Raw genomic sequence first — 23,526 nt, forward strand, 5'->3', positions numbered from 1 at the left:
TATGAAAAAGCTTAAAGTAATGACAGTTGTAGGTACTAGACCGGAAATTATAAGACTGTCTGCAGTAATTAATAAACTGGAGAGTTCAAACGCAATCGAGCATATTTTAGTTCATACTGGACAAAATTATGATTATGAACTAAATGAAGTGTTTTTTAAAGATTTTAATTTAAAGAAGCCAGATTATTTTCTTAATGCTGCAAATGGAACGGCAGTTGAAACGATAGGAAATATTTTAGTTAAAATTGATCCAATTTTAGATGATGTTAGACCAGATGCCTTTTTGGTACTTGGTGATACTAATAGTTGTCTATGTGCGATTGCTGCTAAGAGAAAACAGATTCCTATATTCCATATGGAGGCTGGGAATAGATGTTTTGACCAAAGAGTTCCAGAAGAAACAAATAGAAAAATTGTAGATCATACTGCAGATATTAATCTAACATATAGTGATATTGCTAGAGAATATTTATTAAGAGAAGGATTGCCGGCGGATAGAATAATAAAAACGGGAAGTCCGATGTTTGAAGTATTGCAATCTAGAAAAGTTGACATTGAAAAGTCAAATGTATTAGATAAATTGGAACTAGAAGTAGGGGAATATTTTGTGATTTCCGCACATAGAGAAGAGAATATTAATTCTGAAACTAACTTTCTTGATTTAGTAGAAAGTTTAAATGAAATTGCAGAAAAGTATAATCTACCTGTGATTGTAAGCACACACCCTAGAACTCAAAATATGATTAATGCAAAAGAAATAAAGTTTAACCCATTAGTAAAAACAATGAAACCTCTGGGGTTTAATGATTTTGTAAAACTTCAAATTAATGCCAAAGCTGTTTTAAGTGATAGTGGTACGATAAGTGAAGAATCTTCAATACTTGGATTTAGAGCGCTTAATATTAGACAAGCTCATGAAAGACCAGAAGCAATGGAAGAGGCATCAGTAATGATGGTGGGATTACAGAAAGAGAGAATAATGCAAGGGCTTAAAATTTTGGAGACACAAAGTGCTAACACCTTAAATCTAGTTGGAGATTATAGCATGCCTAATGTTTCAGATAAAGTACTTAGAATTATATTATCTTATACAGATTATGTCAATAGGGTTGTTTGGAGGAAATAGTTAATGAAAAAAAACTTTCTTTTTTTAGGATTTGCAATTCCAGATAAAGAAATGAAAAAGAGCCTTAACATAGACGAATTCCCATCTATCCAAACTCATAAATTTATTTGGAATATTATAAAGGGTTTAGAATTACACAATGAATTTAATTTCACTTACATTTCTTCGAGGCCTATTTCGGATTTCCCATACTTTCCTGAAAAGAAAGTAAAAGGAAGAGTTTGGCTAGAAAGAATAGAAGATAAAGAAATTAAAATTACAGAAATCCCATTTCTTAATAAAAGTGTATTAAAGATTATTACGAGGTTCCTTTCTGGAATTTATAATAGCTTCAAAAATTATCACAAAGAATTCTATAAAGGTGGAGTTATTGTATATTCAGTACATATCCCGTTTATGTTAATAGGCTATATAATATCCAGGATATACAGAATTGATTTCATTGCGATTTGGACTGATCCCCCATCAGTTCCAAATAATCGTGAAAGTTATCTGAAATCAAAACTAAGAGGTATAGAATTATATATTTCCAGGAAATTAATGAAAAAAGCCACGAAAGTTATAGCTCTTACAAAATACTTAGCAGAAGATTTTGCGCCTAAAAAACCTAGTTTAATAATAGAGGGAATAATCGATATAAAAGATACCAGTTCTAATAGAAAAATGATGAAAAAGAAGAATTTGAATTCAATTAGAATAGTGTATACTGGTTCTCTAGAAAATAGATATGGGATAAAGAATATAGTTGAAGCTGTACTATTATCTAATGATGACAACATAATTCTAGAAATATATGGACGTGGAGACTATGAAGAAGAATTAAAACAGGTTTGTTCATTAAATGAAAATATTAAGTATAATGGTTTTATTTCCAATGAAGAAATATTAAAAGTTCAAAGAGAGGCTGATTTTTTAATCAATGCTAGATCTTCACTGGATGAATATGTGAAGTATTCTTTTCCATCAAAAACACTTGAATATATGCTTTCAGGAACACCATTAATGACTACAATGTTACCTGGTATACCAGATGAGTATAAAGATTATTTTATTATACTTAAAAATAATGATCCATTGACAATTTTGAGAACGATTGAAGAATCATTAAAATTGGGGAAAGAAGAAAGATTTAGCTTAGGGATGAATGCACTAGAATTTGCAGAATCAAAAAACTATGTTAATCAAGGCAGGAAAATAATCGAATTTCTGAATTAATTTTTATGAACATGGATAGAGGTAGATTTATGATGAATAGTTCACAAAAAAGAACTCTAGAATTATTTATTATAATAATTGTGAGTTTTTCCCCTCTTATATCTAACTACTTAAAGGCTTTTTTAATTTTAGTTTTAGTAGTTTATAATATAAAATTTATAAACCCTATTAAAAAGAGACAAGGATTAAGTTTACTATCAATTCTAGCGGTTTTTATAATTGGAATTATTTATGACTTGTCTAATATCTCTTCACTTAATGAATTTAGTATATTAAATTTATATTTCCCAATTTGCTTTTTATTAGGCTTCTTAATTAGCCAAAAATACACAATTGATACCTATTTGTTTTATTTAGAAAAGGTAGTATTTATATTAGCAATACTATCAATAATAGGGGTATTTTTATATAGTTTTTTTCCAAGTATTATTTATAGTTTACCATCTTATAATTACTATGATACAAGCCACAGGACTGCATACATATTCAATGTTCTGTTAAGTGGAAGTGGAGTTGTAAATAGAAATGCAGGAATTGCATGGGAGCCTGGTGCTTTTCAGTTTTTAGTGAACATAGGAGTTTATGCTTACGTAAGAAATAAGAGTAAAGTTAACTTTTTAAAAATAGTAATCTACAGTATTGCAATTATTTCTACAAAGTCAACCGCGGGTCTAGTTATTTTTATATTTATTATATTCAATATACTTAAAAGTAACAAATCTGTTAGGTGGTTTGTAATTGCATCTATATTATTGTCTTTTGGTTCGATTAAAGAAGAAATTTCATATCAGTTTAATAATAAATTGTTTGGCAGTAATGCGTATAATATTAGGCTAGAACCGATGCTTAATGCTTATGCAGTGGGAAAGGATTTCTTTTTTGGTTTAGGTAATAGTAGTTATGATTTGCTTTATAAAAGTCTTAATCTAGGAGCATATGATTCATTTGGACAAATATTTATCCGATATGGATATTCTATGCTTGTTATAATTACTTTACTTTTACTAAACCTTTTGAAGAAATATAAAGTCTTGTTTCTCATTATTATTATCACATTTATGAGTCAAAGTATTTGGTTTCTACCACTAGTAACACCATTTTACTTCATGGATAATAAGGCTGTGGAAAAAGATGGCCAATGAAATAATAAACAGAATTAGGAGTGGGAATATGGAAAGGATTTTAATAATCCATCATTCTGGAGGAATTGGAGGTGCTGGGGTTAGTGTAATTAACACCGCCAAAACATTGTCGGAAAAATATGACGTTACAATATATTGTCCGGCTATTCCTAGTTCTTTTAGTTTATTTGCTAAAGAACAAGGCATAAAAGTAAAGGAATATAGTTTTCCATTAGGATCAATTCCGTTTTATAGCGGGGGTCCTTCAATTCTTTTGCCTTCATTCTGGAGTAATATATTAAACATATTTAAGTATAAAAATAGATGGATGAAAATTATAGAGGAAGAAAAAACAGATTTAGTCATTGTTAATTCCAAAATATTATCTTGGTTTACTATTATAACTAAAGAAATTGGGGTGAAAAGTGCATGTTATATTCGGGAAACCAGGAAAAATTCTATTTTCAACTTTTGGAACAGAGTTCATAATTCGAATTTGAACAAATTTGATGGTGTCGCATTTATATCGAAATATGACGAAGGAAAAGAGAATCTGAAAACACCAAAAACAGCAGTAATACCAAATTACGTAGATTTTAAAAACTATAAGCGATCATCATCTAGAGAATTACTGAATAAGAGTAATAGCATTAGACCAGATAGTTTCAACATTTTATTTGTTGGAGGAATGCTTAGAATTAAAGGATTCGATTGTGCTGTAAAATCTATGAAATATCTAAAACGTCATAATGTTAACCTTATAGTAGCAGGTTCAGATCAGTTTTCCTATAAATCACCTGTAAACATATTTGATAGAGGTTATAATTTTTTTAAAAAAAGATATGAGAGTAAAATTAATAAAGTAATTAAAGATAATTCTTTAGAAGAGAGAATTGTTAGATTAGGTGAATTAAATAAAATGGCAGATGCCTATACATTGGCAGATATCCTTATATTTCCTGCAAAGGTTCCTCATCAAGCTAGACCAGCATTTGAAATTGGGGTACAAAAAAAAACAGTGGTTATGCCAGATTTTGAAAATACGATGGAGTATGTTAAAGATGAATACAATGGGCTAATTTTCAAGAAAAATAATCCTATTAGTTTAGCAAATTGCATAATTAGATTAATCGAAAACTCTAACCTAAGAAAAAAATTAGGTGAAAATAATTATAAACACACAATTAAAATGCACACAAAAAAGACCTCAGAAATTCAGTTATTTAATTTTGTTAAAGAAATTATAGGTTCAAATAAATCATCATAATAGTAATGAATTAATGTCTATAATCTAACTATTAGTTTATTCTTTACTAAATGTTGACGTTTCAGAAGTATTTTTTTGAAAGTTTAGTGAAAAAGGGGCATCTTATGATAGAGCTAACAATCATCATCCCACACTATAATTCACCTGGGTTACTGGAAAAACTATTAGAAACTATACCACGAATTGATAATATCCAGGTGGTGGTTGTAGATGATATGAGTAATAAAAACGTAGAACAATATCAAGCTTTAATTTTAAAAGAAAATTTTAGTAACGTGGAATTTATACAAAATGATACTGGTAAAAAGGGCGCGGGTGTTAGTAGAAATATAGGATTAGGTTTGGCTAGAGGGAAATGGGTACTATTTGCAGATGCCGATGATTATTTTACTGAGGATTTTTACAATAAAATAAAAGATGATCTTGCTATTGATAGTGATGTAGTTTACTTTATTCCAACAAGTATTGAATTAGATACTGGGAATTATTCTGATAGGCATCTCGATTATGAAAAGTTTATTCATGATTTCATGAATATTGGAAATTACGAATCGGAGATAGCGTTAAGATATAAATTTATGTCACCATGTTCAAAATTAATTAGAAGAACCTTAATAGTCGAAAATAATCTTTATTTTGACGAAACTATTGCAGCAAATGATGTAATGTTCTCGACAAAAGTTGGATACCATCTTGAAAAGTTTGCAGTATCGAAAGATATTATATATTGTATGACACGAAGCAAAGGTACTTTAACTAGGAATATGAGTGAAGAAGTTTTCGATGCGAGATTGTCGGTGTATATTAATTATTGTAATTTTATTAAAGAGAAATTGAAGCAAGAGGATTCAAAGTTATTTAATATTAATGGAAGAGGCTATCTTCTCGCGGCTATTAGGTATAAACTAGGATTTAAAAAACTACTTTTAACCTATATAAAGTTAAAACGTAATGGAATAACATTTTTTGATATCAAATTTCTTAATCCCGTATATCTAGTTGGCAAGTTTGTTTACCATTATCAAGAAAACAAAAACAACAAAAAGTATTATGTGAAATGAGTTTTCTAGCTATCAATGGTGAAATTCTAGGGAATTATAATGGCATACTTTACTGTAGTGATTAATAATAATGATTTCATCACTTCGTTCTATGTGATTATATTGTGTTGGTATTTACCATTAACTATCTTCGATTTCAAGTATGACTATTGGGAAAAGTTGAATTGAAGAACTTTAATATATGAATTTGTGAGGATGATTAATTTGAATTATAAAATTGCAATTGTTGGGTTAGGTTATGTAGGTCTTCCAGTCGCCGTAGCTTTCGGGGAGAAGTATCGAGTAATTGGCTTTGATATTAATGAGAATCGGATAGATACCTTGAAGCAAGGATATGACTATACTAATGAAGTAGATAAGAATAGTTTGAAGAAATCGAATGTGGAATTTACTTCGGATCCAATCAAATTACAAGAAGCGGATTTCATTATTGTATCTGTACCTACACCTATAGACGCACAAAATCAACCAAATCTGCTTCCGTTATTAAAAGCGTCTGAGACGATTGGTGCAAATCTTCGTGAAGGAGCAATTGTTGTTTATGAATCGACTGTTTTTCCAGGTGCAACTGAAGATGATTGTGTTCCTGTTCTTGAAAAGTCTTCTGGTATGGTTTCAGGTAAAGACTTCTATGTTGGTTATTCACCTGAACGTATCAATCCAGGTGATAAGGTAAACACATTTACTAAAATTAAGAAAGTTGTATCCGGACAAACTCCTGAAGTTTTAGAAATTATTGCAGAGATATATTCAAGTGTTATTACAGCGGGGGTATATAAAGCAAGTTCTATTAAGGTCGCTGAGGCTGCAAAAGTGATTGAGAATACACAACGTGATGTTAATATCGCATTAATGAACGAATTAGCATTAATTTTTGATCATGTGGGGGTAGACACTACTGAAGTTTTGGAAGCTGCAGGAACAAAGTGGAACTTCTTGAAATTTAGCCCAGGATTAGTAGGAGGACACTGTATTGGCGTTGATCCATATTATTTGACTCATAAGGCACAAATGGTGGGTCTGCATCCAGAAGTCATTTTAGCAAGCAGACGAACAAATGACGGTGTAAGTAAATTAATAGCACGGACAATTATCAAAAAGCTTATCAAACATGACGTTGTTGTACAAGCTGCGACGGTTACTGTACTTGGACTAACTTTTAAAGAAAATGTCCCTGATTTACGTAACTCCAAAGTAATTGATATTATTCATGAACTTGAAGATTTTGGAGTAACTGTCCAAGTCAGTGATATCCAAGTAGAGGCTGATGCAGCTAGGCGAGAATATGATGTTGAATTGATTACTCTTGAAAATCTTGCAAAAGCGGATGCTGTCGTTTTAGCAGTTCCTCATACTGAATATGTTGAATTAGGTTGGAGTGCGGTTGATATGCTCTTAAAAGAAGAGGCGACTGTTGTTGTGGATATTAAGAGTGTACTCGATACGCAAAAGAAACCTGTGAAAGTCGACCTATGGAGGCTATAAAAGTTATATTTATATAATGGTGAAACTTGCATTAGATTAGAGGAGTAATAAATGAAAAGTAGAATTGTAGTATAAATAAAAATGCCATTTGTACGTAATGTAATATTAATGGCGACTGGTACGGCTTCCGTGCAAGCTATTACAATGGTATCATCTCCTATTATCACGCGTCTATATGGACCAGAGGCTTTCGGTGTGATGGGTGCTGCAATTGAGCATTGTTGCTCCAATTGCAGCACCCACTTATCCAATTGCCATAGTTTTTTCTAAGAGCCCGTTTTGAATAAAAAACTTTGATTAGGAGAATTCTATGAAACATCTTCATATTACGACTACTGACAAATTTATTGAACCGTATATTAACTTTATTAATTCGAGTTTTAATTCTGAGAATCATAAATTTTTATGCTTTGCATCTAAATCAGATAGTCATATCAAAAATAGTTATGAAAATGTATCAATACTGACAAAAGTGTTTGGTAATTTAAAGTTATTAAAAGAATTATATACAAATGATCGAATTTATCTTCATTCTATATTTAATGTGAAAATGCTTACTTTGTTTTTCTTACAGCCTTGGTTATTAAGAAAGTGTTATTGGATTGTGTGGGGGGGCGATTTATATTGTTACCTTAATTCCCATAGAACTATAAAAGCTAAAACCAAAGAATTTATTAGAGCCTTTGTGATTAAAAGATTCAGGGGTCTAATAACTCACATTAAAGGTGATTATGAATTAGCGAAAGAATGGTATGATGTCAGAGGGGAATATTATTATTCTTTTATTTATCCAAGTAATTTATATAAAGATATCCCTATTACTGAAGAAGATAAAAACGATAACATTAGTTATATCCAAGTAGGTAATTCTGCGGATTCGTCTAACAATCATTTAGAGGTATTAGAAAAACTAAACACTCTAAAGCTTGATAATATCCATATTATTTGCCCACTATCTTACGGTGATAAGGAATACGCAGAAAAAGTAGTAAGGAAGGGTAAGGAAATCTTTGGTGATAATTTTGAACCTCTATTAAATTTCATGCCATTTGAAAAATATTTGCAAATCCTTTCTGGAATTGATATTGCTATATTTAATCATAATAGACAGCAAGCTGTTGGAAATATTACTACATTACTGGGTTTAGGGAAAAAGGTTTATATTCGTGAAGATATTACAACGTGGGATTATTGCAAAGAACATAAATTAAAAGTATATAGTATTACTAATAGTATAGATACTCTTCTTATTCCAATGAAAGAAACAGACCGCATATCGAATATTGATAATACTAAAAGTCATTTTTCTCAAGAGAAGTTAGTGGAATGCTGGAGACTTATATTTAATAGTAAGTAATAAAATTTCTAGAGAGAAGGTTTAATATGCGGAAATTGGAATGGGATTCTGATTTTTGGGGTCTAGATATTATTCACCTTGATCCAAATTATAGTAGGGAAATAGAGTTACCTAATAAGAAAAACTTTATTGTTCAATCTCTATGCGAAATAAGTGATACTTCTTCTATTAATATATTAGAAAAAACAGGTTTTTCTTTTAAAGAAAGTAAGATAACTTTACAGAAAAAAAGATTTGATAATGTTAGAATAAACAAATCTTGCTTTAGGAATCTATCAAAGGAAAACCTGGAACCTTATATAGATATTTATTATGAGTTATTTGGAGAAAATTCAAGATTTAATATTTTCCCTGAGGAAAAAGTAAATAAGTTTTATTTTACTTGGCTGATAAAGAGCATTTCTGGAAAGATGGACGATGCATGTATTGGGTATTTTGATGGGAATAGTTTAGCAGGATTCGTTACATATCGTATTAGGGAGTCGAAAGTTATAATCGGGCTACTAGGAGTACTACCAGACTTCCGAGGCAAAGGCATTTCCCAAATACTATTAAATTATGTTGACAATATTACCATGAAAAACAATATAAAAACCGTTATTATCTCTACGCAAGGGACAAATATTAATGCGTTAAATGCATATATAAAAAATGGTTATAGAATTCAAAGTATTAATCACTGGTATTATTATATCAAAGGAGAAATCAAATGATTCCGTTTAATGTTCCTCCTGTTACAGGAAAAGAAATTCAATATATTAATGAGGCAATTCATACACACAATAAAATTAGTGGGGATGGCCGTTTTACGAAAATTTGTAATGAATGGTTTGAAAAAAGATTTGAAGCGCCGAAGGTTTTACTCACAACTTCGTGTACTCATGCATTAGAGATGGCTGCAATTCTCATTGATACCCAACCAGGGGATGAGATTATTGTACCTTCATATACATTTGTATCGACGGCGAATGCTTTTGTTCTTCATGGTGCAAAAATTGTTTTTGTCGATATACGACCAGATACAATGAATATCGATGAAACTTTGATTGAAAAAGCTATTACAGAAAAGACAAAAGCAATTGTACCTGTTCATTATGCTGGTGTTGCATGTGAGATGGATACGATTATGGAAATTGCAAAGCGTCATAACCTCTACGTAATTGAAGATGCAGCACAAGGAGTAATGTCTACATATAAAGGTAAAGCACTGGGGACAATAGGAGACTTAGGTTGCTTTAGTTTTCATGAAACGAAGAATTATTCTATGGGTGAAGGTGGCGCACTGCTCATTCAAAACGAAAATTTTATGGAGAGAGCTGAAATTATCCGCGAAAAAGGAACAAATCGCAGTCGATTTGTTCGTGGGCAAGTTGACAAATATACATGGGTGGATGTAGGTAGTTCATATCTGCCAAGTGAGTTAAATGCAGCATACTTATTTGCTCAGTTAGAAGAAGCTGATAAGATTAACAATAACCGTCTCAATAGTTGGAGGTTATATCATAACTCCTTAAAAGAGCTTGAGGAAAAAGGTTATCTTTCTCTACCTAATGTTCCGGAGACATGTGAACATAATGCTCACATGTTTTATATCAAGTGCCGGGACCTCAAAGAGAGAACAAAACTTATTAAATACTTAAAAGAAAAAGACGTTCAGGCTGTATTTCACTATATACCGTTGCATACTGCTGATGCTGGATTGAAATATAGTAAATTTCATGGAGAAGATCAACACACTACTATAGAGAGCAATCGTTTATTAAGGCTTCCAATGTATTATGGACTAAATAAGAATGAGATTCAGTTTGTGTGTGAAGTAATAAAGGAATATTACTTATGATGAGACGCAGTAATGAAACATAATTTATTCAAGAAATTTTTAACTTATTTTTATGGTAGTGGTGTGGGGTTATTAATTGGATTAGCCACTACCATGATTTCGACTAGGTTATTATCACCAGAAGATTTTGGGAAAGCTTCGATGTTTATGCTCGCTGTCAATGTACTAATGATATTTATTATTTTTGGAACGGATCAAGCATTTGTACGCTTTTTTTACGAAGAAGAAAAAGAGTTGCGCGGCAGGCTATTATTTAATTCAATGAAAATTCCAAGCGTTCTATTATTCCTAGTGTTATTTTGTGTTTTTATTTTCAGAGATACAATTATGGTGTTTTTATTTGATGATACCAATTCCATTGTTTTCTTCGTTTTAATTATAAGTATTGTATTTCAAGCTATTTATCGTTTCGCAATACTTGTCATTCGTATGCAACAAAAAGGACATTTATATTCACTTATGGAAATTTTAAATAAATCATTTAATTTAATTCTCTTGTTGATTTTATTTAATGTAATGGGTCCAAGTTATGAAATACTTATTTATGCTACGGGAATAACACTTGTCCTCTTGACAGTTGTATCAATTGTAATAGAAAAGAATTTTTGGAATCCTTTTTCTGGGACAAAATCTAAAACCCGCCATTCACAACTAGAAATTTATCGATTTAGTTATCCGTTAGTGCTTACAACATTAATAACTTGGTTGTTTCAATCATTTGATAAAATTGCATTACGCCAATGGAGTGACTTTGAAGAATTAGGTTTATATGCTGCAGCGTTTAAAATAGTGGCTTTATTAAGTGTGGTTCAAGTTTCGTTTACAACTTTTTGGTCACCCGTTTGTTTCGAACATTTTGAAAAAAATCCCGATGATAGAAAGTTCTTTTCACAAACTAGTAAAATTATTGGATTTTTAATGTTTTGTCTGGCAGTAATAACGATTATGTTAAAAGATATTATTGTTATGCTATTAGGATCAGATTATAAACAGGCTGCCATTATTATGCCTTTTTTAATTTTTATGCCGATAATGTATACGTTGTCAGAAACAACAGTAATTGGTATCAATTTCATGAAAAAAACAAAATGGCATATATTGATTGCAAGTGCGGCTTGTATAGCGAATATTATAGGAAATATCATTCTAGTTCCACCCTATGGAGCAGCAGGAGCAGCGATTTCTACGGGCTTGTCATTTGTACTATTTTTTGCATTGCGAACACATATTTCATTGAGATATTATTTAGTTGATTATGGTCTAAAGAGAGTTTATTTTTTAATAGGTTGTATCTCTGCATACGCATTACAAAATACGATATGGCCACATCATTTTTTAATCTATGGAACAGGAGTATTCCTACTACTAATAATATGTATATTGTATAAAGTTGAGGTAAAGAGCATTTTTGAATTACTAACGAAAAACAGAAAGGTGGCTAAATAATGAAAGGGATTATACTAGCGGGGGGTTCCGGTACTCGTCTTTATCCATTAACAAAGGCTGTATCGAAACAAATGCTTCCAATATATGACAAACCAATGATATATTATCCATTATCAATATTAATGCTTGCAGGTATTAAAGAAATTTTGATTATCTCAACACCAAGAGATATTGTAGGTTTTGAGGAACTATTGGGAGACGGAAGTAATATCGGTATGAAATTTGAGTATGCGGTTCAAGAAAAACCCAATGGCTTAGCTGAAGCATTTATTATCGGAGAAGAGTTTATCGGAGAATCTTCGGTAGCATTAGTACTAGGAGATAATATCTTTTACGGTTCTGATTTCGGGAATAAATTGCAAAGTGCAGCATCATTAAAAAGTGGTGGGACTATTTTTGGTTGTTATGTAAAGGATCCACGAGCGTACGGAGTTGTTGAAATCGACGAAAATCGAAATGCAGTTTCTATTGAGGAAAAGCCTGAAAATCCGAAATCATCATTTGCAGTGCCCGGGTTATATTTCTTTGACAATGATGTCATAGGAATAGCAAAGAATGTTAAACCATCTGCACGTGATGAAATAGAAATTACATCCGTTATTGATGAGTACTTGCGAAATGGAAAGTTAAAAGTAGAAATTATGGGACGAGGCCTTGCTTGGTTGGATACTGGTACTCATGAATCCTTGCTTGAAGCTTCCAATTTTGTTGAAGTAATTCAAAAAAGACAAGGATTATATGTAGCGTGTATTGAAGAAATTGCCTATAGAAGAGGGTATATTTCTCAAAAGCAATTATTAGATCTTGCCAAACCATTAATGAAAACCGAATATGGTAAGTACTTAGTGGAAGTTGCTCGTCAGCCACAAGATAAACCACTTATAACTGTACAATAATTATTAGTAAATATTCAAATGAGGGTGAAGTAGATGAGAGAGAAGAAATTACTTGTAACTGGTGGTGCAGGTTTCATAGGAGGAAACTTTGTACAATATATGATAGATAAATATCCGCAATATGTTATCTATAATTTAGATTTACTAACATATGCAGGCGATTTGACAAAACATCGTGAGACTGAAAAAAAGGCTAATTATCATTTTGTTAAAGCTGATATTGCAGACCGTGAAGTTATAAACTCTTTATTTGAAAGAGAGAAGTTTGATTATGTCGTTCATTTCGCAGCTGAGAGCCATGTGGATCGTTCAATCACAAACCCGGGGGTTTTTGTTGAGACTAATGTATTAGGAACACAGGTCTTGCTTGATGCATCAATAAAAATCGGCATTTCAAAATTTGTCCATATCTCCACGGATGAAGTGTATGGAGAGCTAGATTTCAATCCTTCTACATTCTTTACTGAAGATACCCCTATACAGCCGAATAGCCCATACAGCGCAAGTAAAGCATCATCTGATTTATTAGTTCGGGCTTACCATGAAACATTTGGTTTACCTGTAAATATTACGCGTTGCTCGAATAATTATGGACCATACCACTTCCCTGAGAAGTTGATACCTTTAACGATTTCCCGTATTTTAAATGACCAAAAAGTTCCTATATATGGTGACGGAAAAAACATTCGTGACTGGTTACATGTATTAGATCATTGTGCAGCGATTGATTTAGTGCTACATGAAGGTGCAAACGGTGAAGTGTATAATATAGGCGGACATAATGAACGTACAAATTTGGAAGTTGTGAAAACAATTATTAGCACATTAGGAAAATCAGAAGAGTTGATAGAATTTGTAACAGATCGCCTTGGTCATGATAAGCGTTATGCCATTGATCCAACAAAACTTGAACAATTGGGATGGAATCCAACATATACGTTTGAAACTGGAATTGCCCAAACTATTCAATGGTATCTTGATAACAAGGAATGGTGGGAACAAATTATTACTGGTGAATATCAGGATTATTTTGAGAAGCAATATAGTAAATAACACTTCCGAATATCAATCTGGACTACGAAAGACAGCTCCAAAGTCTGCTTCCGTGGTCGGCTGAGCTGCCGAATGCTTGCTGGCTTTCAACCATAATAAATTGACTGTAACAGATCCATTACCGACTCTATAGGTGTGGATCTTTTTACGTAGTTTTTAACAAAAGTTTACGATATTTCTCCTATTTAATGAGAGGTGGGGTCCCTAGATGGTAAGCCCCCAATCAAACAACGCATATCCAAATGTAGCATCTCCTTGGTACGATTAGCGTATCAATTTTAGGAGGTGCTTTTCTCATGTCTCAAGAAAAATTAAATTTCAGGTACCTATAATGTTAAATAGATTGATGGAACGTGAAAAAACCATTGTTTTCAGGGTATAGGAGAAGTACCAATCACAGAACTTCCAATATACGACCCCATCCAAAAGGAGGAGCTGAAAACAATGGTTACACTATCATTTAATCATATTAAGGGGAAGAATGGAAGTCATTGGAACCGCTTAATGCGGGAAGAAAAAGCAAAGGAATATTGTATCGTAGCGATTGATGCGGCGAAGTTTGTAAATACAGCGATGGTGTGCACAATCTACGGCGATATTTTACAGGAGCCATTCGAGTTTGACGGGTCCATGACAGGTTATCAACTGATGAAGAAATACATTGATGCGACACGCGAAGCTTACTCTCTATCGCAAGTAATTGTCGGAATCGAAACGACTGCGCATTATTATGAAGACCTTAATTTCAGGTACCTGTGTTAGAAACTATTCTGTATATTCAATACGATTGTATAAAAATAAAAAGGGGGTATCGACTATATAACACTTTGTCGATATCCCCTTGTTTTTTTATCCGAAAAACATGAATAGTCATAATTGCGCCTGACACAGGTACTTTTCGATTTGAAGCTAGAAATTGAGTTTTGTAACCGTCAAGTAGAATGAATTTCAGCTACCTGTGTTAGAAACTATTCTGTATATTCATTAAAAATGTATAAAAATAAACAGGAGATATCGACTATATAACACTTTGTCGATATCTCCTGTTTTTTTATCCAAAAAACATGAATAGTCATAATTGCGCCTGGCACAGGTACTTTTCACAAATTTGAATGTAATATTCAGAAGTTTATGGTACGATGTACTTAGAAATTTAACAATTAATTTAAAATGGGGAGAGCTATTCAACTAGTAAGAAAGTAAAAAAAGCAATTTCAAACCATGGCCCGGTTGGTTATAAAGAACATTGCCGTATAGATTGCAGAACTTATAAATTTTGTACGATTTAGTGTTGACAGTCCACTTTTGAGAGGAGAGCGAAAATGATTAAATTAATAGAATTTCTTGATTCAAAAGAGCTGTGTAATAGTTATAGTTATCAATCTGATATTATAATGTTTAAGGAAGAGCCCGAATATAATAGTGAACATCTGGCTTTAATGTCATCTAAGCAAAGAGAATATCATTTAGAAGAGATCAATTGTGATGTAATAAAGTATTGGTCACAACGTGCTGAGTTATCTACTAATGTTCAGTTAAAGGCACGTTATGCTGATTTAGTATGGGAATTCAAAGATGTATTTAAAGGCTGTATTGAAAAGCCATTTATATATGCGCAAATAGCAGTGGAAAATTATCTTATTCTTGGAAAACATGAATTTCCTGAAGAAGTAGGTATGGAATTTGAACATAAAAAATATATATTAAAAGGGTTAGAACTAATAAAGACACTTAATATGAGACAAAGATTTTCGGAAATTGCTGATATTATGCTGACATCTGAGAACAAGATGATAAAAGACGAATTAATTGGTTTATGGGGATATTGCTACGATGAATTATTAGCAAATAAAGATTTTTTTACAGATATACAAGAACAGCAAATTATTGAAGTTATAGAAGAAAGATTTGAGAGATTAGCTAGTAGAGCTTTAAATCAAGAAACTGATAATTTTCATGCTATAATCTATGCCGCAGAAAAGTTAGCGAAGTATTATTTTAGATTTGGCAATAATAATGAAATGTTATCTACTTTAAGAAGATTGGAAGAAGTTGTTGATAATACAATTGAAACACGGCTAAATGTTAAAGATTATCGCTATAAGCAAATCTTTGATTTATATCAAGAGATCCAAGTAATAACAGAGAACGGTAGACTCCTAAAGAAAATTGAAGAAGCATCTAATGCAATAATTGATACCTTACAAACCTTTACTTTTGACCAGGAAATAAATCTAGAGGAATTAGAATCATTTGCAAGCGCATTTATTTCAGATGATTTATCTTTGGATATTAATAGAATCGGAAATTACTTCATACCTAAAATAAAAGAACATGAACAGATGTTGGAGAAGCAGTCTGAACAGGGGATTGGAGTTTTGGCGAATCTAGTTGCACATGTACAAATTAATCATGAAGGAATTGCTACTAATGCAATTGATATGAGTAAACCTGAAAATAGAATTGCGGATCATATTATGCAAACATTACAGGTGAAACAGTACTTTTTAAACTATATATTAATAAAATTAATTGAAAAACATCATTTAGATGAAGATAAATTAACTAATGAATTAACCAAATCTCCAATATTGATTCAAGAAAACAAGGGAATATTGTTAGCGGCAATAAAAGCTTACCTTGAAGAGCAATATATATCTTTCATGCATATTGCAGCTCCGTTTATTGAATCTACTTTAAGAAACTTAGTAAGAATAAATGGTGACAATATATATAAACCGAATAAAAGTGAAGGTTATGATGCAATTCTTTTAGGAGATATACTATCAAATGAAAAAATTGCACAAGCATTAGGAGAAGACTTATTATTTTATATAAAGCTTATATATAACGATAAAAGAGGATTAAATTTAAGAAATATTATAGCTCATGGAATAATACCCCACTCTATGTTTAATAAGAATAATGCTAACTTAATTTTGCACACACTCTTTACTTTTACATTGTTCCAGAAAAGTGAAGCATAAACGAAGATTTAGTTTCGGGTAACCTGTAAGATGGGCTTCGAAATTTATTACAATTTCTTAAAGTGAAAAGGAGTTACCGCCTATATCAAACATTGCTGATTTCTCCTTAATTTATTATCTAAAGACGCAATTTTCATGATTTCACAGCACAAGCTGCCCTTTTAATTTTAATAAATAACCAATAAGAAAAAAGATTTAGCACGTCTTTTTTATTGGACTCCTATTTAGTTAAGATACGACAAAAGGTGAAATATTACATAAAATAACAGCTATTTTAATTACGTCCATAAGAATGTAATAATGTTTCCATACTTTTTACCACTGAATGGCAAGAAATGTACCAGTAAGTAACAGGTGATTAGTTGAGTAAGACTGATATTACACTAAAGGACAGTATAGTCGTATTTTTATAAACTTAAAATAAACAAGTAGATTTACTCTATCATAGAATCAATATTATATAGAATATAGGTGAGTTTTATGACTAAGCATAGAGATAACATATTTCTTGAATATACTATTAAGTCGTGGGAAGACTGTATAATACTATTTAAATATATTAACCCTTGGGTTTTTAGAGGACAATCAGATAGTTCATGGTCTTTACAAACTACATTAGAAAGAGGTTCAATAATTAACAACTCGGATATAAGAGATATACCAAAGATAGAAAGAAGAATCATTAATAAATTTCAACGAAGAGCTTTTCATTACATGGACAAACCACCTGAAAAAGAAAATATTTTAGAGTGGTTATCATTAATACAACATCATGGAGGTCCAACAAGATTATTAGATTTCTCTTATTCATATTATGTGGCTTTGTATTTTTCTATAGATCAAGCGTCTCAAGAATCTGCAGTATTTTGTCTAAATAAAGACTTGATTTATAAAGAAGGTCTTGAAACAGAGAAATGGAGACGTAGAGATGATGTCTCTGCCTATGGAAGTAGAGAGTATTGCAACTATGTTTTGACTGAACAAACTTTAAGTCCACTAGTTATGCTAATAGAACCTTTTAATATGCATGAGAGGCTATCTAGACAACAGGGACTATTTGCTATTCCTTTTGAAGGACAGCAAGGATTTGAATACAATCTTTCTTTAACAGTAAATAAGTTTCAAAAAGAATTGCCAACAAGTAAAGAAATTTTTGAATATGATCACTTAATAGGTTTACTCAATCAAGAATGTGCCCTACTTAAAGTTAAGATTCCAAAAAAAATTCATAATGAAATAAGAAGAGAATTGAAATTAATGAATATAACAAGTGAAACTTTATTCCCTGGAATTGATGGCTTCACAAAATCGTTATATAGTGAATTTTATTTGTAAAATGTGACTACCATGGTAAGGTTCTAGATCTACTCGTTTTACTCGATTCGATTACCCGCTTTGTTGATATCCCTATGGTTTTTTATTCAAAGTAGTGAATTGTCAAATGTGTCGCGCATAGCTACCTTTTAGGAGCTTAAAAAGAAGAATCCGTGATATATGCGGATTCTTCTTTCATTGTCAAAAAACGTATTTAATTAAATTTCAGGTACCTGTGTTAGAAACTATTCTGTATATTCAATGGAAATGTATAAAAATAAAAAGGAGATATCGACTATATAACACTTTGTCGATATCTCCTGTTTTTTTATCCAAAGAACATGAATAGTCATAATTGCGCCTGGCACAGGTACTTTTTTAAATATTGCATATGAAAATGGCCACTTATGCGTAGTTTTGAGCCAGCTTATTCTGCGGACTACAGAGCCAGCACGATCAATAGAATAACCTCTTGTATAATAAAATTGCATGCAAACAAAGCATGACAATATTATACAGGAGGTTTTTTAAATTTAAGTTTGGGGCTTTGGGGCACCTGGTGAGAAAATGTTTTAAAATACAAGACAATTGCATAAAGTTAAATTAGAAAGTCGACAACAGTGTAGGCCTGGGCTTATTTTTTCAAGGTTTTTATTCAAAACCTTGAATTGTTATAATCCAATGGCGCACAGTTCCTTTTAATTTGGGATTTTAATAAAGTTATAAATTGTCACTTTTACTCGATTGAAGAAGATAATGATTGATTGGGAAATTCTTTAGTGATTTTTGACAAATATGATATATAATCGGAATTTTAAAGCTCTTATTTATAAAATGTTAAAATATTTGACGTATTTTAATAATTATATATAATTGAAGTAGGTGATATGATGGATAACGTTTAACCTAATTGTATTTTGTATTCCAATCGACTGTTACTTTAGTATTGCTTTGGACTTGTTTGTCGTTTCGTGCGGAAAAAGATTAGAGGTTTATGGGGAACGAATTTCTAAGCTTTGCTACCAAGGAGGTGAGAAAAATGTGATTGAAAAATGGGCAATAAAAAATCCCCGGGTGAAATAGTCTAGCCAGACCCACCCGAGGCAGTTGATACGTGTATACCAACCTATTGTTGAGTATACTCCTTTTTATAAAGAAAATCAAAAGGGGGAAATCCAAATGCTTTTTCCAAATGGGTTTATCATGAACTACGAAACAATTATGTTTTTTCCTGAATACGATGAAAAAGGCTATGTCCACACATGTATTTTCGAGAATCACAGTGTTTATAAAGTAGATGTATGTCCGACGGATTTAATAGATGCCAATTTAAAATATTATGGTTCTAGCCTTAGAGGTGCTAGAGATGGTGCGAGTATGATTCTAGGCGGTATAAGTATGACGCCAATTATCGTTAATGCAGCTCGCGGTATTTATTGGTTCCCTAGCAAATCGCCATCAAGCAGAGATTGCGTCTGGTTAGCTCTCCATCAAATCAAACATTATAAAAAGCTTGGCGAAGGAAAAACGCTTGTTACATTTTATAATGAAAGTACGTTTAAATTAGATGTCAGCTATTATTCATTTGATAAAAGAATCAAAGAGGCTTATAAACTTAAGGGTAAAATTGAAGAAAGAACAAACGAAATCCCTTTTCGAGTCGCTGAAACAAAGGCAATTTATCATTTCAACAAAGATGATCACAATTTGAATTACTGTTTCGACAAGGGCTAGGTGCTTGGCACCATTAATTTTTTAGAAGCTTTAATTTTAGCTACCTAGAAGCTATTCTGTATATTCACTACGATTGTATAAAAATAAAAGGGGATCTCGACTATATAAGACTTTGTCGATATCCCCTTGACTTTTCATCCAAAAAACATGAATAGTCATAATTAAGCCTGACTTCTTTCAAAAACCTTTCATTTAGCCAAATTAATGATTTTTGTTACTTTTTGATGAGAACTTCCTGTACTTGCCGCAAATGACCCTAATGCTCATTCCCTTATCTTGTAGTTCCAGAATCCTTCGATAAATGGATCACTCAAAAAAACTCCAGTACAATTAATATCGCACTATTGAGTGCGTACATTAATTATACAGGAGGTCCTACTGGTAATTAGCTTGTCATTCACTGGTACACTTCTTGTAATTGAGTGGTACAAAAGATGTCACTCGTGGTATATTTCATTGACGGTAATCATTATCACCGAATTGCTTGGTAACCTGCCTAAAGGCAGAAAGCTTTCCACCTACACGACCCTTTTTCAAGGGATTTTTAGTGAAGTATGTTTGCGTTTAATTCATGGTTTGCAGCGTCTTTTGTAATTTTTGAATCATATTTGTCGAATGATCTTTGAATCTAACATTTTTTTCTACTGCATGGCCAACATTGAGAACTGTTCCTTCCTGAAATGCATTACCAATAATTTGTAGCCCAACAGGCATACCATCTTTTAACCCGCAAGGGACGGATAAAACGGGAAGTCCAGTTAAGTTACCAGGTCCAGTAAATCGAATGACCTCATCATTTAAATCGACATTTACACCATCCACAACAGCATGGTTATCACCAACATATGCCGGGATAAAAGGAATTGTTGGTGTGATGATAACATCAACCTTTTCAAAGGCTTTTTGGAAACCAGTTTTCACTAAGTTTCTATATTGTTGCGCTTGAAGATAATCAACCGCTGAAGGTAATTCTCCTAGTTTTAATAGAATCCGTAAGTCCTCACCAAAATCTTCTGGTCTTTTAACGATGTTTTCATGATGGACCGCAGAAGGTTCAGTTAACAAGGTCGTCATTAATGCATATTCTGAGTATTTTATTTCTGGGATGCTGATTAACTCTACTTTTGCACCTTGTTCTACCAATGCATTAATTTGTTTTTTCACCAAACTAGCAACTTCAGAATCAACTTTTTGGAAAAAGTAATCTTCATTAACGCCAATCACCAAATCTTTAACACCTTTATCTAACGCTGCAACATATCCGCCAATTGGCACATTTATAGAAGATGAATCTGCTGGGTCGTAACCGGATATTATCTCCATCATACCGGCGGCATCCTTAACAGTTTTTGTCATTGGACCAACATGATCAAGGGACCAGGCTAGTGGAAAAACGCCATGTTTACTAACTCTTCCATGTGTTGGTTTTAGGCCGACAATACCACAAGATGAAGCAGGTATTCGAATAGAACCGCCCGTATCTGTTCCTAGAGAAGCGGAAGACATCCCCGAGACTACTGCTGCTCCAGAACCCCCACTAGAACTACCAGGTATTCTTTCCAAATTCCAAGGATTTCTACATGCTCCAAAATGCGGATTGTTATTTGTCGGTCCGTGTGCGTATTCATGCATGTTTAATTTTCCGGTAAACACAGCTCCTGCTTTTTTTAATTTAGTAATTACAGTTGCCTCATAATCTGGAATATAATTCTTGTGAATTTTTGAACCCATTGTTGTGACTTCGTTTTGAAAGTAAATATTATCTTTAATGCCCATAGGGATCCCATGATACATTCCGCGATAGATCCCATTTGCAATTTCCTTGTCAGCTTCTTTTGCCATATTTTCGGCTTTTGTGCGAGTTATATTAATATAGGCATTTATTGTTTCATTAAATTTATCGGCTTGATCTAAAACAGCTTTTGTTAATTCGAGTGAAGAGAGTTCCTTTTTCTCTATCAAAGGTGCTAACTCTTCAACAGGTTTATTTGCTAATTCATAACTCATTATCATCACCTCTGGGAATATTTCGTAAAGCTAAATCAGTGACTGAAGTCGGTAAAGTTGGTGTCTCATTTTTCATAGTATTGACTGACTTCCACCTAGATGTTACTTCCTGTAAGATATGATCAGATATCTGTATATCTTTTTCCGCTAACGTTTTTCTAATGAATGAATCCATGTATCGCACGCTCCTTTGTGATTAATAGTTGCATATATTCATAGTTAAATTCCTGGTAAGACCCCTTGGAACAAACTTAAGATATATACCATGACGAGAACTGTTACACCGGCTATTGTTCCACCGACAGTCCATGTTTTCAAAGTATCTTCAACGGATAAGTTGGCAAATTTACTAACTACCCAAAAACCGGAATCGTTAGGTAATGACAAACCTATTCCTCCAGCACAAATTGCTAATCCCAATAAGAGAGGAGAAGCGCCTAAATCTGCAGCCATAGGACCAAGTACAGTTGAAGCAGTAATTAAAGCCAAGGTTGTATTACCAAGTGTAGCACGTAGTATTTGAGAGAACAGGAAAGCCAAGATTAGGATTGGCATACTCCATCCTGTCATCACAGTTACTAAGTAGGTTCCAATCCCACTACTATTTAAAATTGCTCCAAATCCACCACCAGCACCACTGATTAATATGATTAATCCACCAGATGCGATTGCTTCTTTATATAATTCACTAGGCTTCTCCGATAGATATGGGCGTAAAAGGAAGGCCGTAACTAGTAAACTAATAAATAATGCGGTGTTCTTTTCACCAATAAACATAATGATATCTACTAAGCTATTGTCGATAGTTGTTAACTCAAATATTGCACCCAATATAATTAAAGCGATTGGTAACAATAATAAACCGAATGATAAAGATGCGCTAATTTCTTTTTTGCTTTTGACTTCTTTTTCTTGCAATTTCTTATTAACGTTTTCATCTGAATAAAGGGGCTTATTTTTTCCAATCCATTTAGCATAAAAGACACCAGCGACAATTATTGCTGGTATTGAAACTATCAAACCATAAAGAATGAAAAACCCTAATTCAGCACCAGTATTATCAGCAACAATAAGTGGTCCTGGTGTTGGAGGAACGACGCCATGTGTAACGATTAATCCGACAGACAAAGCAGTTGTAAGCGTTACCATTGAAATTTTTGCTTTTACGGATAGATTACGAATCAAGTTGATCAAGATTATAAAAGCTGCGTCAAAGAAAACAGGAATGGATACCAATCCACCGGTAAGTGCTACAGCAGTAGGTGCCTTTCGTGCTCCGAAAATCCTCAATAAAGATTGGCCAATCTTTTCAATCGCACCAGATGCCCCCAGTAATTGACCAAACATAATTCCGAGCCCGATTAGTAAGCCAACACCCGCTAAAGAATCCCCAAATCCTTTTGTAATAATTAGTGGAATTTCGGCGGCTGGTATTCGCACTAATAGACCTACAAGTATTGAAACACCTATCAGGGCTAAAAAGGGTTCCCATTTAAACCTGATAATTAGTAAAAATAACAAAGCTATAGCTAGTAAAAATATTAGAATCAGCATACTTCCTGTGACCATGATGAAACCTCCCATTTTTGATTTTATTGTTCATTACTTTCTTACAAT

General features: G+C 32.5%; 20 protein-coding genes. 17 read left to right on the plus strand and 3 right to left on the minus strand.

What is annotated here, in order from left to right; all coding sequences use genetic code 11:
* Position 1: 1 nt before the first annotated feature.
* From wecB to AC25Y1_RS05115, 17 genes are all read left to right on the plus strand, one after another.
* Entirely contained in the window at positions 2-1,126 is a 1,125-nt protein-coding gene (wecB, locus tag AC25Y1_RS05035; protein ID WP_488146859.1) for a non-hydrolyzing UDP-N-acetylglucosamine 2-epimerase, read from the plus strand.
* Positions 1,127-1,129: 3 nt separating this feature from the next.
* Positions 1,130-2,341: a glycosyltransferase gene (locus tag AC25Y1_RS05040; protein ID WP_488146860.1), complete on the plus strand. Its 1,212-nt coding sequence runs from the start codon at positions 1,130-1,132 to the stop codon at positions 2,339-2,341.
* 11 nt (positions 2,342-2,352) lie between these two features.
* Positions 2,353-3,483, plus strand: coding sequence for a hypothetical protein (locus tag AC25Y1_RS05045; protein WP_488146861.1), 1,131 nt, complete (start codon positions 2,353-2,355; stop codon positions 3,481-3,483).
* Between the two features lie 28 nt (positions 3,484-3,511).
* Entirely contained in the window at positions 3,512-4,729 is a 1,218-nt protein-coding gene (locus AC25Y1_RS05050; RefSeq protein ID WP_488146862.1) for a glycosyltransferase family 4 protein, read from the plus strand.
* Positions 4,730-4,833: 104 nt separating this feature from the next.
* The gene (locus tag AC25Y1_RS05055) at positions 4,834-5,790 is read left to right on the plus strand and encodes a glycosyltransferase family 2 protein (protein WP_488146863.1); all 957 of its coding nucleotides are present in this window, start codon (positions 4,834-4,836) and stop codon (positions 5,788-5,790) included.
* Between the two features lie 204 nt (positions 5,791-5,994).
* Positions 5,995-7,275, plus strand: a complete 1,281-nt coding sequence (locus tag AC25Y1_RS05060; protein ID WP_488146864.1) for a nucleotide sugar dehydrogenase — start codon at positions 5,995-5,997, stop codon at positions 7,273-7,275.
* An 81-nt stretch (positions 7,276-7,356) separates the two neighbouring features.
* Positions 7,357-7,545: a hypothetical protein gene (locus AC25Y1_RS05065; protein ID WP_488146865.1), complete on the plus strand. Its 189-nt coding sequence runs from the start codon at positions 7,357-7,359 to the stop codon at positions 7,543-7,545.
* A gap of 40 nt (positions 7,546-7,585) precedes the next feature.
* Positions 7,586-8,632, plus strand: coding sequence for a TDP-N-acetylfucosamine:lipid II N-acetylfucosaminyltransferase family protein (locus AC25Y1_RS05070; protein WP_488146866.1), 1,047 nt, complete (start codon positions 7,586-7,588; stop codon positions 8,630-8,632).
* A 26-nt stretch (positions 8,633-8,658) separates the two neighbouring features.
* Positions 8,659-9,345: a GNAT family N-acetyltransferase gene (locus tag AC25Y1_RS05075; protein WP_488146867.1), complete on the plus strand. Its 687-nt coding sequence runs from the start codon at positions 8,659-8,661 to the stop codon at positions 9,343-9,345.
* Positions 9,342-10,472, plus strand: coding sequence for a dTDP-4-amino-4,6-dideoxygalactose transaminase (gene rffA, locus AC25Y1_RS05080; protein WP_488146868.1), 1,131 nt, complete (start codon positions 9,342-9,344; stop codon positions 10,470-10,472). Before AC25Y1_RS05075 ends, rffA begins: the two co-directional genes overlap by 4 nt.
* A 12-nt stretch (positions 10,473-10,484) precedes the next feature.
* On the plus strand, positions 10,485-11,918 hold the full coding sequence (locus tag AC25Y1_RS05085; protein ID WP_488146869.1) for a lipopolysaccharide biosynthesis protein: 1,434 nt from the start codon (positions 10,485-10,487) through the stop codon (positions 11,916-11,918).
* Positions 11,918-12,814 carry a glucose-1-phosphate thymidylyltransferase RfbA gene (gene rfbA / locus AC25Y1_RS05090; protein WP_488146870.1) on the plus strand — a complete coding sequence of 299 codons (897 nt, stop codon included), beginning with the start codon at positions 11,918-11,920 and terminating at the stop codon, positions 12,812-12,814. Before AC25Y1_RS05085 ends, rfbA begins: the two co-directional genes overlap by 1 nt.
* A gap of 33 nt (positions 12,815-12,847) precedes the next feature.
* Positions 12,848-13,867 (plus strand): dTDP-glucose 4,6-dehydratase, encoded by a 1,020-nt coding sequence (rfbB, locus tag AC25Y1_RS05095; RefSeq protein WP_488146871.1) that lies wholly within the window; start codon positions 12,848-12,850, stop codon positions 13,865-13,867.
* A gap of 444 nt (positions 13,868-14,311) precedes the next feature.
* Positions 14,312-14,629 (plus strand): hypothetical protein, encoded by a 318-nt coding sequence (locus tag AC25Y1_RS05100; protein WP_488146872.1) that lies wholly within the window; start codon positions 14,312-14,314, stop codon positions 14,627-14,629.
* A gap of 560 nt (positions 14,630-15,189) precedes the next feature.
* Entirely contained in the window at positions 15,190-16,854 is a 1,665-nt protein-coding gene (locus AC25Y1_RS05105) for a DUF4209 domain-containing protein (RefSeq protein ID WP_488146873.1), read from the plus strand.
* 480 nt (positions 16,855-17,334) lie between these two features.
* Positions 17,335-18,189, plus strand: a complete 855-nt coding sequence (locus AC25Y1_RS05110; protein ID WP_488146874.1) for an FRG domain-containing protein — start codon at positions 17,335-17,337, stop codon at positions 18,187-18,189.
* 1,158 nt (positions 18,190-19,347) lie between these two features.
* Complete coding sequence (locus tag AC25Y1_RS05115; protein ID WP_488146875.1) at positions 19,348-19,902, plus strand: competence protein ComK; 555 nt, start codon at positions 19,348-19,350, stop codon at positions 19,900-19,902.
* A gap of 564 nt (positions 19,903-20,466) precedes the next feature.
* Here the strand turns inward: AC25Y1_RS05115 and AC25Y1_RS05120 are convergent.
* From AC25Y1_RS05120 to AC25Y1_RS05130, 3 genes are read right to left on the minus strand one after another with little or no spacing between them, the layout of a single operon-like run.
* Positions 20,467-21,909, minus strand: coding sequence for an amidase (locus AC25Y1_RS05120; RefSeq protein WP_488146876.1), 1,443 nt, complete (start codon positions 21,907-21,909; stop codon positions 20,467-20,469).
* Positions 21,899-22,084 carry a hypothetical protein gene (locus AC25Y1_RS05125; RefSeq protein ID WP_488146877.1) on the minus strand — a complete coding sequence of 62 codons (186 nt, stop codon included), beginning with the start codon at positions 22,082-22,084 and terminating at the stop codon, positions 21,899-21,901. The genes AC25Y1_RS05120 and AC25Y1_RS05125 overlap by 11 nt, the downstream gene beginning before the upstream one ends.
* 44 nt (positions 22,085-22,128) lie before the next feature.
* A complete protein-coding gene (locus AC25Y1_RS05130) occupies positions 22,129-23,478 on the minus strand; it encodes a GntP family permease (protein WP_488146878.1) in 1,350 nt (449 codons plus the stop codon).
* Positions 23,479-23,526 lie beyond the last annotated feature (48 nt).

The sequence above is a fragment of the Sporosarcina sp. Y1009 genome (assembly GCF_057669865.1).

Bases quoted from the DNA above. Each gene is read 5' to 3' on its own strand.
- wecB (WP_488146859.1), top strand. From the start codon at position 2: ATGAAAAAGCTTAAAGTAATGACAGTTGTAGGTACTAGACCGGAAATT.
- AC25Y1_RS05040 (WP_488146860.1), top strand. From the start codon at position 1,130: ATGAAAAAAAACTTTCTTTTTTTAGGATTTGCAATTCCAGATAAAGAA.
- AC25Y1_RS05045 (WP_488146861.1), top strand. From the start codon at position 2,353: ATGGATAGAGGTAGATTTATGATGAATAGTTCACAAAAAAGAACTCTA.
- AC25Y1_RS05050 (WP_488146862.1), top strand. From the start codon at position 3,512: ATGGAAAGGATTTTAATAATCCATCATTCTGGAGGAATTGGAGGTGCT.
- AC25Y1_RS05055 (WP_488146863.1), top strand. From the start codon at position 4,834: ATGATAGAGCTAACAATCATCATCCCACACTATAATTCACCTGGGTTA.
- AC25Y1_RS05065 (WP_488146865.1), top strand. From the start codon at position 7,357: ATGCCATTTGTACGTAATGTAATATTAATGGCGACTGGTACGGCTTCC.
- AC25Y1_RS05070 (WP_488146866.1), top strand. From the start codon at position 7,586: ATGAAACATCTTCATATTACGACTACTGACAAATTTATTGAACCGTAT.
- AC25Y1_RS05075 (WP_488146867.1), top strand. From the start codon at position 8,659: ATGCGGAAATTGGAATGGGATTCTGATTTTTGGGGTCTAGATATTATT.
- rffA (WP_488146868.1), top strand. From the start codon at position 9,342: ATGATTCCGTTTAATGTTCCTCCTGTTACAGGAAAAGAAATTCAATAT.
- AC25Y1_RS05085 (WP_488146869.1), top strand. From the start codon at position 10,485: ATGAAACATAATTTATTCAAGAAATTTTTAACTTATTTTTATGGTAGT.
- rfbA (WP_488146870.1), top strand. From the start codon at position 11,918: ATGAAAGGGATTATACTAGCGGGGGGTTCCGGTACTCGTCTTTATCCA.
- rfbB (WP_488146871.1), top strand. From the start codon at position 12,848: ATGAGAGAGAAGAAATTACTTGTAACTGGTGGTGCAGGTTTCATAGGA.
- AC25Y1_RS05100 (WP_488146872.1), top strand. From the start codon at position 14,312: ATGGTTACACTATCATTTAATCATATTAAGGGGAAGAATGGAAGTCAT.
- AC25Y1_RS05105 (WP_488146873.1), top strand. From the start codon at position 15,190: ATGATTAAATTAATAGAATTTCTTGATTCAAAAGAGCTGTGTAATAGT.
- AC25Y1_RS05110 (WP_488146874.1), top strand. From the start codon at position 17,335: ATGACTAAGCATAGAGATAACATATTTCTTGAATATACTATTAAGTCG.
- AC25Y1_RS05115 (WP_488146875.1), top strand. From the start codon at position 19,348: ATGCTTTTTCCAAATGGGTTTATCATGAACTACGAAACAATTATGTTT.
- AC25Y1_RS05120 (WP_488146876.1), bottom strand. From the start codon at position 21,909: ATGAGTTATGAATTAGCAAATAAACCTGTTGAAGAGTTAGCACCTTTG.
- AC25Y1_RS05125 (WP_488146877.1), bottom strand. From the start codon at position 22,084: ATGGATTCATTCATTAGAAAAACGTTAGCGGAAAAAGATATACAGATA.
- AC25Y1_RS05130 (WP_488146878.1), bottom strand. From the start codon at position 23,478: ATGGTCACAGGAAGTATGCTGATTCTAATATTTTTACTAGCTATAGCT.